The following is a 15,404-nucleotide window of genomic DNA, read 5'->3' as shown; positions in this document are numbered from 1 at the left end:
TCATTCGATGTCGGTGAGGTCGTCCAGCAAGGCGGCCAATTCGTTCTCCTCCAGCGCGACGCCGGCGAAGTCCGAGGTGTGGTAGGCGACGGCGGGCAGGCCGCCGGCGCGGCAGAGCGCGGCCAGTTCTTCCAGCGCCAGCCGGCACTGTTCGGCCAGCGCCGGGGTTTCGTGGGCGTCGGCGTAGTCGAAGTCCAGCCGCAGGCGACCCTTCTCTATGCGGGTGTTGACGGCGATGGCGTGCGGCAGCCGCTGGCGCGGGTCTTGCGCCGGCCCGGCCTCTAGCGTCGACAGCCGCGCCCGCAGCCGCGGCAGCACGCCGTCGGCGGCGTCGTCCAGCCGGCCCAGGTAGTTGAAGCTGAGCGGCCGAGGCGGCGCCTGGTCCAGAGCGGCGGCCTGGGCCGGATCGCCCAGATAGCGCAGCACGCCGAAGCCGATGCCGCCGCCGGGCACGCCGCGCAGCGCGGCCTTGGCCGCCGCGGCCGCCGGCTCCCAGCCGTCGCCGGCCGGCTCTATGCGCAGCGGGTGCAGGCAGGTGAACCAGCCCACGCTGCGCGACAGATCGGGCGCGGGGCCGGCCGCCGCGTTGCGGCCGTGGTTTTCCAGGTCCAGAGCGAGCGCGGGCAGGCCGCTCAGCCGGCGCCAGGCCAGGGTCAGAGCCGCCAGCAGCAGTTCCTGCGGCTGGGCGCGGTAGCGTTCGGCGCCGCCCTCCAGCAGCGCGGCGCTGGCGTCGGCGTCCAGGCTGACCGTCGCGCGGCGGCGTTCCGCCACGCGGCCGACGGCGGCAAGTCCCGGCGGCGCGGTCAGCGGGGAGACGGCGCGTCGCCAGTAGTCGAACTCGCCGGCCAGCGCGGGCGCGTCGTCGGCCAGAGATTGCGCCCAGGCCCGGTAGCTGACGGGCACGGGAGGCAGCGAAGGTTCGGCGCCGTCCATGGCCTGGCCGTAGGCCTGGTCCAGGTCGTCCAGCAGAATGCGCCAGGACACCACGTCCACTACCCAGTGATGGGCGATCAGCAACAGCTCGGCGCGGCCGCCCGGCCCGGCCTCGATCAGCACGGCGCGCAGCAGCGGGCCGTTTTCCAGGTCCAGGGAAGCCTGCAGCCGCGCGCAGCGGGTTTGCAGCTCCGCCTCGCGGGCGGCGGGCTCCGTCGCCCGCAGCGTCAGCGTTTCAAGCGGCGGTGCGGCGCGCGGCCCGTAATGCTGGCTCCAAGCGCCGTCGGGCGCGCGGCGCAGCCTCAGGCGCAGCGCGTCGTGCCGCAAGGCCACGGCCGTCAGCGCCGCCTGCAAGGCGGCGGGGTCCGCGGCGGCGTCCAGGCTCAGCCGCAGGCTGAGGTTCCAGTGCTGCGGCGCGGGCCAGTCTTGTTGCAGGAACCAGCGCTGGATAGGCGCCAGCGGCGCCTCGGCCTGTTCCGGCTCCTCGATATGCGCCCGCCGCGCGGCGGCGCCGGCCACGGCGGCCAGTCCGGCCACCGTGGGATGGGCGAACAGCGCGCGCGGTTCGATGTCGAAACCGGCCTGCTTGGCGCGAGAGACGATCTGCAGGGCCAGAATGGAGTCGCCGCCGACGGCGAAATAATTGTCGTGAACGCCAATGCCGCTCCGCCCCAGCGCCAAGCGCCAGATCTCTAGCAGCGCGGCCTCGGCCGGGTTCAGCGTCTTGTCCGCGTCCGGCGAGTCCGGTGCGGCCTCCTCCGGCGACGGCAGCGCCGCGCGGTCTATTTTGCCGGCGGGGGTCAACGGCCATTGCCGCACGCCGACGATGGCTTGCGGCAGTTCGTGGGCCGGCAGGCGGGCGGCCAGGTGTTCTCGCAGCTCGGAGGCGTCGAAGCCCGCTTCCGGCTTGAGCCGCGCGTAGGCCACCAGTTGGCGGCGCTCGCCGTCCACGCGGATCAGCGCCAGCGCTTCGTCCACGTCCGGATGGGCGCTGAGCGCGGCGGCGACGCCGTCCAGTTCGATGCGGTAGCCGCGGTGTTTGACCTGGCCGCCAGCGCGGCCGAGGAAGCGGATGCCGCCGTCGGGCAGGTATTCGCCGAGGTCGCCGCTGCGGTACAGCCGCGCGCCGGGCAGGCCGGACACGGCGTCCGGCACGAAGCTGGCGGCGGTGCGGCCGGGCTGGCCGATATAGCCGCGCGCCAGCGCCTCGCCGCCGATGTGGATCTCGCCGGGCACGCCGGGCGGCACTAGCGCGCCCCAGCGGTCCAGCAGATAGAGGCGGACGCCGGCCATGCCGCGGCCTATGGACGGCAGCGGCTCCACGGCGTCGCAGACCCGCATGCTGGCGCAGACCGTGGCTTCGGTCGGGCCGTAGGCGTTGACCACGCGGCGGGCGGCGGCCCAGCGCGCCAGCAGGCTGGGCGCGGCGGCTTCACCGGCGGCGATCAGGGTGCGCAGGCCGGGCAGATCGTTTTGATCCAACGCCGCCAGCAGCGCCGGGGGCAGGGTGGCGTGGGTCAGACCGTGGCGCTGCGCGGCGCGGCGCAGAGCGCCTGCCGGATCTTGCGCGGCGTCGGCCTCCGGCAGGCACAGGGCCGCGCCGCTGCCCAGCGCCATGAAGATTTCCGACACCGAGGCGTCGAAGCTCAGCGGGGCGAACTGATAGACCCGGCTGCCGGCGTCCACCTGGAACACTTCGCATTGGGCGCGGCAGAGATTGGCGACGCCGCGATGGCTGACGCCCACGCCCTTGGGCCAGCCGGTGGAGCCGGAGGTGTAGATGAGGTAGGCCAGGTTGTCGACGCCGGCGGCGCAGGGCGGGGCGGAGTCCGGCGCGGCGTCAGCAGCGTCTGGGGCGTCGTCCAGCAAGAGCAGGCTGGCGGGCAGCCGGCTCAACGTCGGCAACAGGCGGGTTTCGCTGAGCAGGATGGCGGCGCGGCTGTCTGCCAGCATGTAGTCCAGCCGCTCGGCAGGGTAGGCCGGGTCCAGCGGCAGATAGACGGCGCCGGCCTTCAGCGTGGCCAGCAGCGCGGTCACTGCGGCCGCGCCGCGTGGCAGCAGCACGCCCACCACGGTTTCCGGGCCGGCGCCCAGCGCTTGCAGCCGGTAGGCCAACTGGTTGGCGCGGGCGTCCAGCCCGGCGTAATCAAGCGCGCCGTTTTCGTCCAGCAGCGCCGGCGCGCGCGGAGCGGCGGCGGCTTGGCGCTCGAACAGGCGCTGCGCCAGTTGCGGCGACGCCAGCGGGGGCCGGGCGGTGTCGGCTATCCGCACCCGCCGCGCCTCCGCCGGCAGCAGCTCGATGGAGGCGACGGCGGTGTCCGGAGCGGCGACCAGACCTTCCGCCACGGCGAGCAAGCCTTGCAGCAATGCCTCGGCCGCGGCGTCCGCGACGCGGCTGCGGTCGAAGGTGAGCTTGACGGTCAAGGCCGCGCCGGGGATCACGGCCAGCGTCAGCGGATAATTGGTGTGTTCGCTGAAGCGCGGAGTTTCAAAGCCCAGGCCGGCGGCCTCGTCGCGCAGCAGCGCGTCGGCGGGGTAGTTCTCGAAGACCAGCAGCGAGTCGAACAACTGGGCGTTGTCGCGGCCGGCCCAGCGCTGGACGTCCACCAGCCGGTTGTGGGCATAGTCCTGCACCTGGGCTTGATTGGTCTGTACCTGGGCCAGCAGCGCGCGCGCGTCGGTGGCGGGGTTGAGCCGCACCCGCAGCGGCAAGGTGTTGATGAACAGCCCTATCATTTCGGCTATGCCGGGCAGATCGCCGTTGCGGCCGGACAAGGCGGTGCCGAAGACGATGTCCTCGCCGTGGCCGCTGCGCGCCAGGGTCAGCGCCCAGGCGGCCTGGAACAGGGTGTTCAGCGTGCTGGAGCAAGCCTGCATCGCGGCGGCGGCGCGCGCGCTCCATTCCGGCGACAGCCGGATTTCCCGTTCGACGAAGTCAGCGTCGCCGTCGGCGGGGCCGGCGAGCAGGGTGGGGTGTTCCAGCCCGGAAAAGTAACGACGCCAGAACCCTTCGTCCGAGCGGGCGCGGCGGCCGGCGCGGTCCAGCCAGCCGATATAGGCGGAGAACGGCCGCTCCGGCGGCAGGGCCGGGGTTTCGCCGCGGCTGAGCGCGCGGTACAGGGTCAGCAGCTCGCGGAAGAACAAGGGCAGCGACCAGCCGTCCAGCAGCAGGTGGTGATAGCTCCAGATCCAGCGCCAGCGGTCCTGGCCCAGCCGGATCAGCGCCAGCCGCATCAGCGGCGCGGCGTCCAGAGCGAAGGGCCGCGCGGCGTCTGCGGCCAGGTAGTCGGCCAGCGCGGCTTCGGGCTCGGCCAGATCGGACCAGTCCAGCCGGCTGATCGGCAGCGGCGCCGCGCGCATCGCCGCCTGCAGCGGCTGGGCCAGGCCCCGCCAGTGGAAGCTGGAGCGCAGCAGCGGATGGCGCGTCAGCATCGCGCGCCAGGCCTCGGCGAAGGCGTCCGGGTCCAGCGCGCCGTTGACCACGCTGCTGAGTTGTTCCAAGTAAGCGCCGTCGGCGGCGTCGGCCACGCTGTGGAACAGCATGCCCTGTTGCAGCGGGGACAGCGGATAGAGATCGTCGAAGGGGCCGGTCCGGCGCGCCAGCTCCTCGACGGCGGCCTGTTCCAGACGGGCCAGCGGGTAATCGGCGGCCAGCAGCGGCGCGGCTTCGATCTCGTCCAGCGCCAGCGCCAGTTCGCGGGCGAAGGCGTCGGCCCAGCCGGCGACGGTGGCCGGCTCGAACTGGCCGCCGGGGTAGCGCCAGTCCACGCGAAGCCTGCCGTCCAGCACGACCAGCACCAGATCCAGCGCGAAGGGGCGCAGGTTGTCGGCGGCGCGTTCTCCGGTAATCAACTCGGGCCGCAGTTGGAACCAGGCCTTGTCGACGCCGCGCGGCGCGCCCAGGTAGTTGAAACTGATTTCCGGCAGGCCGGCCGCCTCCAGTTGCCGGCGCGCGTCCAGGTCCGGCCCCAGCCAGCGCGCCTGGCCGTATTCCGGCGCGACGGGCGTCAGCCGCGACAATTGCGCGGCGATGGAAGCGAGGAGTTCGGCCGCGCCGGCGGTGGCGGCGTCGCCGGCCACGCTCAGCGGATACAGCGCGGTGAACCAGCCCACGGTGCGGGACAGGTCCAGGCCGGATTCGGCGTCGCGGCCATGGTGTTCCATCGTCACAGCGAAGCGCGGCGTTTCGAGCCGGGGCGCCAGCGCGCGCCACAGCGCCAACAGCAGCAGGGCGCTGACGCGCTGGCCGGCGGCCCGGGTGCCGGCGGCCAGCAGGCGGCCGGTCAAGGCCGCGTCCAGTTCGCGGCTGAGCAGCCGCGAGGCGGCTTCGGTATTGGCCGCAGGGGCGGCGGCGTCGCGGCGCAGCGTGGGGAAGCCTGCCTCGGCCTGGCTGTGCCAAGGCGCGGGGTCCGCCTCGGCGGCCTCGGCCCGTTGTTGTTCCGCCCAGCGGCGCCAGTGGGCTGGCACGGCGGGGAGTCGCGGCGTTTCGTCGCGCGCCAGCGCGTCCAGCGCCTGGTTCAGATCGTCCAGCAGAATGCCCCAGGACACCGCGTCCACCGCCAGGTGGTGGACGATCAGCGCCAGCACCGGCGCTTGTCGGCCGCGGCGCAGCAAGAGCGCGCGGGCCAGCGGGCCGGCGCTTGGGTCCAGCTCGCGCTGGACTTGTTCCAGCGCCGCGCGCGCGGCTTCGTCGCCGTCGTCTGTTAGTTCCAGTTCGCGGCAAGGCCAGCCGCCGGTCTCTTCGCTTAGCGCCGGCTCCGGCGTGAAGCGCAGGCGGAAGGCGTCGTGGCGCGCGGCCACGGCGTTGAGCGCGGCTTGCAGCCGGACTGCGTCCACGGGGCGGGCCAGTTGCAGCGCCAGCGCTTGGTTCCAGTGCCGCGGCTCGGCCAGACCCAGGCCGGCGAACCAGCGCTGGATGGGCGTGGCCGGCAGCGGGCCGGCGGCCGCGGCTTCCTCCTCGGTCGCGGCCGTGCCGAGCGCGGCGGCCAGTTGGCGGATGGTGGGTTCCAGCAGCAACTGGCGCGGGCTCAGCGGCAGGTCTTGCGCCCGCGCCCGAGCGACCACTTGCAGGGAGAGGATGGAATCGCCGCCCAGGGCGAAGAAATTGTCGTCGATGCCGGGCAGGGGCACGACAAGGACGTCGGCCCAGATTTGGGCGAGCCGGCGTTCCGCGTCGGAGCGGGGTTCGACGCGCGGCGCGTCGCTGGCGGCCTGCGCGGCGGGCAGCGCGGCGCGGTCGATCTTGCCGTGGTGGGTCAGCGGGAAACGCTCCAGCGCCACGATGACGGCGGGCAGCATGTGCTCGGGCAGTTCGGCGGCCAGCGCGGCGCGCAGGGCGGCCGGTTCGGCGTCGCCGACGGCATAGGCCACCAGCCGGGGTTCGCCGGTGGCGGGGCGGTCCAACAGGACCAGAGCCTCGCGCACGGCGGGCAGACGGCACAGCGCGGCTTCGATCTCGCCCAGCTCGATGCGGAAACCGCGCAGCTTGACCTGATGATCGGCGCGGCCCAGGTATTCGATCTCGCCGTCGGCGCGGCGGCGGGCGAGATCGCCGGAGCGATACAGGCGGGAGCCGTCGGCGGCGAAGGGATTGGGCAGGAAGCGGGCGGCGGTCAGCGCCGGGCGGTTCCAGTAGCCGCGAGCGACGCCGGGGCCGCCGACGTAGATCTCGCCGGGCACGCCGACGGGCACCGGCTGCAGGAAGCGGTCCAGCAGGTGGAAGGCCAGATCGGGAATCGGCGGGCCGATGACCTGCCCTTTGCGAGCGTCGAGATCGGCCTGTCGTATGGCGCGCTGGGTGACATGCACGGTGGTTTCGGTGATGCCGTACATATTGACCAGCTGGGGACGTTGATCGCCGCGTTGTTGGAACCAGGGCTCCAGGCTGGCCAGCTCCAGCGCCTCGCCGCCGAAGATCACCAGACGCAAGTCGGGCAAGGCGTGAGCGGCGGCGGCGGGGATCAACTGGCGGAAAGCGGCCGGGGTCTGGTTCAACACCGACACGCGATGCTGCTGCAGCCAATCGGCGAAGGCCTCCGGCGAACGGGACACCCAGTAAGGCACCACCAGGCAAGTGCCGCCGAACAGCAGCGGCCCCCAGATCTCCCACACCGAGAAATCGAAGGCGTAGGAATGGAACAGCGACCAGACATCGTCGGGACCGAAGGCGAAACGCTCGGCGGTGGCGGCGATCAATCGGACCACGTTGTGGTGGCTGACCACGCAGCCCTTGGGGGCGCCGGTGGAGCCGGAGGTATAGATGACGTAAGCGGCCTGCCGCGGATGCAGACGACGCGGCGGCGGCGTGGCGTCGCCGGAGGAGACGGCCACATCCAGCCAGCGCAGGGCGAGGCCGGTAGGCAGGGCTTCGGCGGATTCGGCGTCGCCGACGACGACATGGATGGCGCTGTCGCGGACGAGGAACTCGAGGCGCTCGGCGGGATAGCCGGGGTCCAGCGGGACGTAGGCGGCGCCGGCCTTGAGGATGGCGAGCATGGCGACGAGGAGATCGGGCTGGCGTTGGCAGCAGAGTCCGACGCGCTGTTCCGGTAGCACGCCGAGCTGGAGCAATTGCCGGGCCAATTGATTGGCGCGGGCGTCGAGTTCTCGGTAGCGCAGGGCGGAGGCTTCGCCCTGAACGGCGACGCGCTCGGGAAAGGCCCGGGCGGCGTGTTCGAACCAACTGCACAGATCGGGGTGAGGCGGGGCGACGGAAACCGGCGCGGGGCCCAGCGCCTGGGCGGTTTGCTTGGCGTTCAGCAGCGGCAACCGCGCCACAGGACAATCCGGTTGAGCGGCCGCGGATTGCAGCAGTTCGCGGTAGTGTTCCAGCCAGCGGGCCGCGGTGTCGGCGCCGATCAGGCCGGCGCGGTATTCCAGCGTGGCGCGCAGGCCGTCGCCGGCCGGCTCCAGCATCAGGCTCAGGTCGAATTTGGCGTCGGCGGGGAATAGCGGCAGCGCTTCCGCTTCCACGCCCTGCCAGTCCAAACGGCCCAGCGGCGCGTTCTGCAGCGCGAACAGGGCGCGGAACGGCGCGTCCTGGGCCTGGGAACGGGGGCCGGCCAGTTTCACTACCTGGTCGAAGGGCGCGTGCTGATGGGCGAAGGCGTCCAGGCAATCGGCGCGGTTGCGCGTCAGCAATTGAGAAAAGCTGGGCGAGCCGCTCAGATCCTGACGCAGGATCAGGGTGTTGACGAAGAAACCCAGGGTTTGTTCGAACTCGGCGCGGTCGCGATTGGCCACAGGGCTGCCGACGCAGATGTCGTCGCGTCCGCTCAGCCTTTGCAGCAGCGCCTGGAAGCCGGAGAGCAAGGCCATGAACAAGGTGGCGTCGGCGGCGAGGGCCAGCTTGCGCAGCGGGTCGACCAGCGAGGCCGGCAGCGTCAGGCTGACGTGGCCGGCTTCCTCGCTCCGGCTTTGGCCGGCGGCGTAATCGCCGGGCAGCTCCATTTCGCCGTCCAGGCCGGCGAGGCGTTCGCGCCAGTAGCGCAGCGCATCGGCGTCGCTGCCGCCGCCGGCGCGGGTTTCGCGTTCCCACTCGGAAAAGTCGGCGTATTGCAGCGCCTCGGGCAGGGCCGGCGCGGGTAGGCCGGCGGCCAGCGCCGGGTAGAGCGCGCCCAGTTCGCGCACCAGCATGCCTAGCGACCAGCCATCGCAGGCGATGTGATGGATCACGATGGAGAGCACATGGTGTTGAGGGCCCAGAACAAACAGGCGCGCCCGGATCACCGGATCGCGCCGCAGATCGAAACGCAGGGCGGCTTCCGCGCGCAAGCGCGCCGCCAGGCCGGCCTCGTCGCAGGCGGTGCGCGGCAGCTCGCAACCGGCTTGCGGGCGGATCAACTGGCAGGGTTCGCCGTCGACCAGATCGTATTGAGTGCGCAGGATCTCGTGGCGCGCCACCAGGGCGTTCAGAGCGGCTTGCAGCGCGTCGGCGTCCAGCGCGCCGCGCAGGCGCAGGGCCAGCGGGATGTGGTAGGCCGTCGAGTCCGGCGCCAGGTCCGCCAGCGTCCACAAGCGGCGCTGGGCGCCGGATTGCGGGAAAACATAGGCGTCGAAAGAGGCGTGGGCGTCAATTGCGTTCATGGTTGGCCTTGATTGGACTGCTGGGATGAGGTGTCGCCGTCGGCGCCGAACGTGACGCGCGCCAGCTGGCGGCGCGCTTGCCGCACCGGCGAGGCGGCCGATGTCTGTCCGCGCTGCGCGTCGATGTGTTGCGCCAGCTCCGCCGCGCGCGGATGTTCGAACAGGAGGCGCAGGGGCAGCGGAACGCCCAGGCGTTCGCGCAGCCGGTTGGCGGCGCGCACCGCCAGGATGGAGTCGCCGCCCAACTCGAAGAAGCTTTCGTCGCGGCTGACTTTCGGCAGCTGCAACAGATCGGCGAACACCTCCGCCACCAGGAATTCGCTGGGCGTGCGCGCCGCTTCGAAGGCGCGCCGCGCCAGCGGCTCCGGCGCCGGCAGGGCGGCGCGGTCGATCTTGCCGTGGTGGGTCAGCGGGAAGCGCTCCAGCGTCACGATGACGGCGGGCAGCATGTGTTCGGGCAGCTCGGCGGCCAGCGCGGCGCGCAGGGCGGCGGGTTCGGCGTCGCCGACGGCGTAGGCCACCAGCCGGGGTTCGCCGGCGGCGGGGCGGTCCAGCAGGACCAGAGCCTCGCGCACGGCGGGCAGACGGCACAGCGCGGCTTCGATCTCGCCCAGCTCGATGCGGAAACCGCGCAGCTTGACCTGATGATCGGCGCGACCCAGGTATTCGATCTCGCCGTCGGCGCGGCGGCGGGCGAGATCGCCGGAGCGATACAGGCGGGAGCCGTCGGCGGCGAAGGGATTGGGCAGGAAGCGGGCGGCGGTCAGCGCCGGGCGGTTCCAGTAGCCGCGAGCGACGCCGGGGCCGCCGACGTAGATCTCGCCGGGCACGCCGACGGGCACCGGCTGCAGGAAGCGGTCCAGCAGGTGGAAGGCCAGATCGGGAATCGGCGGGCCGATGACCTGCCCTTTGCGAGCGTCGAGATCGGCCTGTCGTATGGCGCGCTGGGTGACATGCACGGTGGTTTCGGTGATGCCGTACATATTGACCAGCTGGGGACGTTGATCGCCGCGTTGTTGGAACCAGGGCTCCAGACTGGCCAGTTCCAGCGCCTCGCCGCCGAAGATCACCAGACGCAAGTCCGGCAAGGCGTGAGCGGCGGCGGCGGGGATCAGCTGGCGGAAAGCGGCCGGGGTCTGGTTCAACACCGATACGCGATGCTGCTGCAGCCAATCGGCGAAGGCTTCCGGCGAGCGGGACACCCAGTAAGGCACCACCAGGCAAGTGCCGCCGAACAGCAGCGGCCCCCAGATCTCCCATACCGAGAAATCGAAGGCGTAGGAATGGAACAGCGACCAGACATCGTCGGGACCGAAGGCGAAACGCTCGGCGGTGGCGGCGATCAATCGGACCACATTGTGGTGGCTGACCACGCAGCCCTTGGGGGTGCCGGTGGAACCGGAGGTATAGATGACGTAAGCGGCCTGCTGCGGATGCAGGCGGCGCGGCGGCGGCGTGGCGTCGCCGGAGGAGACGGCCACATCCAGCCAGCGCAGGGCGAGGCCGGTAGGCAGGGCTTCGGCGGACTCGGCGTCGCCGACGACGACATGGATGGCGCTGTCGCGGACGAGGAACTCGAGGCGCTCGGCGGGATAGCCGGGGTCCAGCGGGACATAGGCGGCGCCGGCCTTGAGGATGGCGAGCATGGCGACGAGGAGATCGGGCTGGCGTTGGCAGCAGAGTCCGACGCGCTGTTCCGGTAGCACGCCGAGCTGGAGCAATTGCCGGGCCAATTGATTGGCGCGGGCGTCGAGTTCTCGGTAGCGCAGGGCGGAGGCTTCGCCCTGGACGGCGACGCGCTCGGGGAAGGCCCGGGCGGCGTGCTCGAACCAGCTGCACAGATCGGGGTGAGGCGGGGCGACGGAAACCGGCGCGGGGCCCAGAGCCTGGGCGGTTTGCTCGGCGTTCAGCAGCGGCGCGGCCAGCCAATCGGCGTCGGTATCTTCGGCCAGCGACGCCAGCGCCCCTTGCAGATAGCCGGCCATATCCTCCATCTGCGGCGCGTCGAACTCCGCCTCGTCCCAGGCCAGCGTCAGTTCCAGGCCTTGGTTTCGTGGATCGCGGCTGAATTGCACCAGGCAGGGAAAGTCGGTTTCCTCGAACACTTCCACGCCTTCCACCGTCACGTCGGGCAAGCGCAGCGCCTGTCCGTAGACATGAAAGTGGATGTAGTTGAAGCCGACTTCGAAACCGCGCCTACCATGGTTCAGTTGCATGATGGCGGCCAGCGGCAGGCGGCGCAGCGCTTGCAAGGCCGTTTCCTCGGCAAAGACGCGGCGCGCCAGTTGCGCCCAACTGCCGGTTTGCAGTGCCACGCTCAACGGAACGGTGTTCAGGAAGAGGCCCAGCGCGGCGGCGCTGTCTTCTCGCTCGGGGCGGCTGTGGGTGACGTAGCCGGTGCTGGCGGCGGCGGAACCGGTCAGCAGCGCCAGCACGCGCAGGTGGGCGGTGAGCAATACGGTTTTGAGCGGCAGCGCCAGCCGCGCGGCGGCGGCGTCCAGCGCCATGGATAGTTCGGCCGGCAGCATGCGGCTGAGACGGCGGACGCTGCGCGCGCCGCCCGCGGCCGGCTGAGGCCTCAACCGGGGCAAGACAGAGGCTTCCAAGCCGGCCAGCCGTTGCCGCCAAGCCGCTTTCAGCTCAGGGTCGTTCTCGGCTTGTTTTTCCTGCTCGATGAACAGCGCGCTCAGCGCGCCGGACGCGTCGGCTGGGCCGGCGCTTTGCGCGTGCCGCGCCAGCCGCAGCAGGTCGGTGACCAAGGTGGCCACGCTCCAGCCGTCCAGAATCGCGTGATGGAAGCTCAGCGTCAGCCGCGCGCGGCCGGTGTCCAGGCGGAACAGAGCCAGGCGCAGCAGCGGCGGGGATTGCGGCTGGAAAGGCCGGGCTTTTTCCGCGGCGACGAAGTCGGCCAGCGCCCGGCTTTGCGCTTCGGGCGCCAGCGCGCGCAAGTCGGTGACGCTCAGCGGGATGTCGCCGTCGCGATGAATCAGCTGCAGCGGTTCCGAGTAGGCGTTCCAGTGGAAGGTGGTGCGCAGCGCGGCGTGGCGTTCCGCCAAGCGGCGAACAGCGGCGCGCCAGGCGGCTTCGTCCCAGGGCAGGCGCAGATCGAAGCTGAAGATGTCGTGGAAGATGGCGCCGTTTTGCGACAGCTCGCTGTGGAACAGCATGCCTGCCTGCAGCCGCGACATGGGCAGCGCTTCGATCACGTCGTCCGGCAAGCGTAGCCGGTCGGCGTCGGCAATCAGCGAGAAGGCTTGCCGCGCGGCGGCGCTTGCGCCGTCGTCGGCGGGCTCAGGCGCTTCGCACAGCTGGCGAATGGTGGGCCGGCTGAACAGCTGTTGCACGTTGAGGGCCAAGCCCTGGTCGCGGGCGCGGGCGACCACTTGCAGGGAGAGGATGGAATCGCCGCCCAGGGCGAAGAAATTGTCGTCGATGCCGGGCAGGGGCACGGCGAGGACATCGGCCCAGATTTGGGCGAGCGCGCGTTCCGCGTCGGAGCGGGGTTCGACGCGCGGCGCGTCGCTGGCGGCCTGCGCGGCGGGCAGCGCGGCGCGGTCGATCTTGCCGTGGTGGGTCAGCGGGAAACGCTCCAGCGCCACGATGACGGCGGGCAGCATGTGCTCGGGCAGCTCGGCGGCCAGCGCGGCGCGCAGGGCGGCCGGTTCGGCGTCGCCGACGGCATAGGCCACCAGCCGGGGTTCGCCGGTGGCGGGGCGGTCCAACAGGACCAGAGCCTCGCGCACGGCGGGCAGACGGCACAGCGCGGCTTCGATCTCGCCCAGCTCGATGCGGAAACCGCGCAGCTTGACCTGATGATCGGCGCGGCCCAGGTATTCGATCTCGCCGTCGGCGCGGCGGCGGGCGAGATCGCCGGAGCGATACAGGCGGGAGCCGTCGGCGGCGAAGGGATTGGGCAGGAAGCGGGCGGCGGTCAGCGCCGGGCGGTTCCAGTAGCCGCGAGCGACGCCGGGGCCGCCGACGTAGATCTCGCCGGGCACGCCGACGGGCACCGGCTGCAGGAAGCGGTCCAGCAGGTGGAAGGCCAGATCGGGAATCGGCGGGCCGATGACCTGCCCTTTGCGAGCGTCGAGATCGGCCTGTCGTATGGCGCGCTGGGTGACATGCACGGTGGTTTCGGTGATGCCGTACATATTGACCAGCTGGGGACGTTGATCGCCGCGTTGTTGGAACCAGGGCTCCAGGCTGGCCAGCTCCAGCGCCTCGCCGCCGAAGATCACCAGACGCAAGTCGGGCAAGGCGTGAGCGGCGGCGGCGGGGATCAACTGGCGGAAAGCGGCCGGGGTCTGGTTCAACACCGACACGCGATGCTGCTGCAGCCAATCGGCGAAGGCCTCCGGCGAACGGGACACCCAGTAAGGCACCACCAGGCAAGTGCCGCCGAACAGCAGCGGCCCCCAGATCTCCCACACCGAGAAATCGAAGGCGTAGGAATGGAACAGCGACCAGACATCGTCGGGACCGAAGGCGAAACGCTCGGCGGTGGCGGCGATCAATCGGACCACGTTGTGGTGGCTGACCACGCAGCCCTTGGGGGCGCCGGTGGAGCCGGAGGTATAGATGACGTAAGCGGCCTGCCGCGGATGCAGACGACGCGGCGGCGGCGTGGCGTCGCCGGAGGAGACGGCCACATCCAGCCAGCGCAGGGCGAGGCCGGTAGGCAGGGCTTCGGCGGATTCGGCGTCGCCGACGACGACATGGATGGCGCTGTCGCGGACGAGGAACTCGAGGCGCTCGGCGGGATAGCCGGGGTCCAGCGGGACGTAGGCGGCGCCGGCCTTGAGGATGGCGAGCATGGCGACGAGGAGATCGGGCTGGCGTTGGCAGCAGAGTCCGACGCGCTGTTCCGGTAGCACGCCGAGCTGGAGCAATTGCCGGGCCAATTGATTGGCGCGGGCGTCGAGTTCTCGGTAGCGCAGGGCGGAGGCTTCGCCCTGAACGGCGACGCGCTCGGGGAAGGCCCGGGCGGCGTGTTCGAACCAGCTGCACAGATCGGGGTGAGGTGGGGCGACGGGCGCGGGCGGCTCGGCGAGGCGCGGGGCCTTGGCCAGCGTTTGCTCCGGATCGCGCAGCAGGCTGTGCAGCAAGGGCTCCACGCCGTCGATGAAGGCGGCGGCATCCAGTTCGGCGAAGCTGGCCAGGTTGTAGTCGAGGTCCACTTTCACCGGCTGGCGCGAGTCCGCCTCGCGCACGAAGACCTTCAGCGGATAGTGCTGCGACAAGGCGCGCATCGCGGTCATATTGCTGACGGTGCCGTCGAACATGGCGTCGTAATCGTGCTTCTCGTACGACAGGCTGATTTCGTAGGGCAGCCTGTCCCGGCCGAGGCCTTCGGTTTCGCCTATCGGATAGCGGTGATGGCGGAAATCGGCTCTTAGTTCGCGCTGGATCAGGCTGAGCAGTTCCGCGAAGCTCCAGTGCGGTTGGAGCTTCAAGCGCAGCGGGCACAGGCTGGCGAACAGTCCCGGGGTGTTCTTGGCCAAGGCATTGCGGCGGTTGAGGATGGGCAGGGCCAACAGCAGATCGTCGGCGCCGAACTCGCGCAGCGCATGGGTGTAGATCAGGCCGATGAAAAAGTGGAAGACGGTGGCCTGGTGCGCGGCGGCCAGTTCGCCGATGCGCCTGTAGGTTTCCGCCGACAGTTGGAAGCTGCGCTGCCCGCAGCTCAGTTGTCCGCCGGCGTCGGCGAACAGCCGGGTTTGGTAGCCGGCGAGTTTGTTTTGCCAGTATTCCCGGTCCTTCGCGTAATGGCGCGATTCGTAGTAGCCGTCTTCCTCCTCCACCAATTCGGCCGGCGTCATCATCGGCGTCGGCGCCGGCAGCAAGCCCTGGCGCAGGTGATTGTAGTAACGGCACTTCTCGCCGTAGAGCTGGGCGATGGCCCAGCCGTCGAAGGCGATGTGGTGGAAGCGGCCGTACAGGATGAAATCCTCTTCCCCGTGACGCAGCAAGGTGTAGGCGGCCAACGGGGTTTGGCCGTCGAACGCGAAGGCTTGGGCGAAGTCGCGCTCGGTCCATTCCCGGGCAGCGCGTTCCGGCTCCGGCTCGCCGCGGGTGTCGATTACCGTCAATGGGCGGGGATGACGCGGGCACAGCACCTGGCGCGGCTGGCCGTCGGCATCGTCAATGGCGATGCGTAGCGTCGGCGTGTGCTCCATCAGGGCGGCGAGCGCGGCTTGCAGGGTTTCGATATCGAGTGCGCCCTGAATTTTGATGAAACCGCCGATATTGAATAGTTCGGGTGCGGAGAATAACGATTGATGAAAATAAATTTCCAGCTGCCGGCGTGTAAGCGGGAAGGTTTTCATTTGAGTTATTCCAATCTTATTTAGAAAGTATTATGCCGAAATATGCTTCTGTACGGCCTT

The 15,404-nt window shown here is 70.8% G+C and carries 2 protein-coding genes; both read right to left on the bottom strand.

What is annotated here, in order from left to right; all coding sequences use genetic code 11:
• Nucleotides 1-9,018 (bottom strand): non-ribosomal peptide synthetase, encoded by a 9,018-nt coding sequence (locus DXT74_RS21940; RefSeq protein ID WP_194426989.1) that lies wholly within the window; start codon nucleotides 9,016-9,018, stop codon nucleotides 1-3.
• Nucleotides 9,015-15,344, bottom strand: a complete 6,330-nt coding sequence (locus DXT74_RS21935) for a non-ribosomal peptide synthetase (RefSeq protein WP_194426988.1) — start codon at nucleotides 15,342-15,344, stop codon at nucleotides 9,015-9,017. Before DXT74_RS21935 ends, DXT74_RS21940 begins: the two co-directional genes overlap by 4 nt.
• Between the last annotated feature and the right edge of the window lie 60 nt (nucleotides 15,345-15,404).

Origin of the sequence: Chromobacterium sp. Rain0013 (assembly GCF_015291765.1) — a bacterium.
Taxonomy (GTDB): Bacteria; Pseudomonadota; Gammaproteobacteria; order Burkholderiales; family Chromobacteriaceae; genus Chromobacterium; species Chromobacterium haemolyticum.
This window is presented reverse-complemented; position numbering and strand designations above follow the sequence as displayed.

Bases quoted from the DNA above. Each gene is read 5' to 3' on its own strand.
- DXT74_RS21940 (WP_194426989.1), bottom strand. From the start codon at position 9,018: ATGAACGCAATTGACGCCCACGCCTCTTTCGACGCCTATGTTTTCCCG.
- DXT74_RS21935 (WP_194426988.1), bottom strand. From the start codon at position 15,344: ATGAAAACCTTCCCGCTTACACGCCGGCAGCTGGAAATTTATTTTCAT.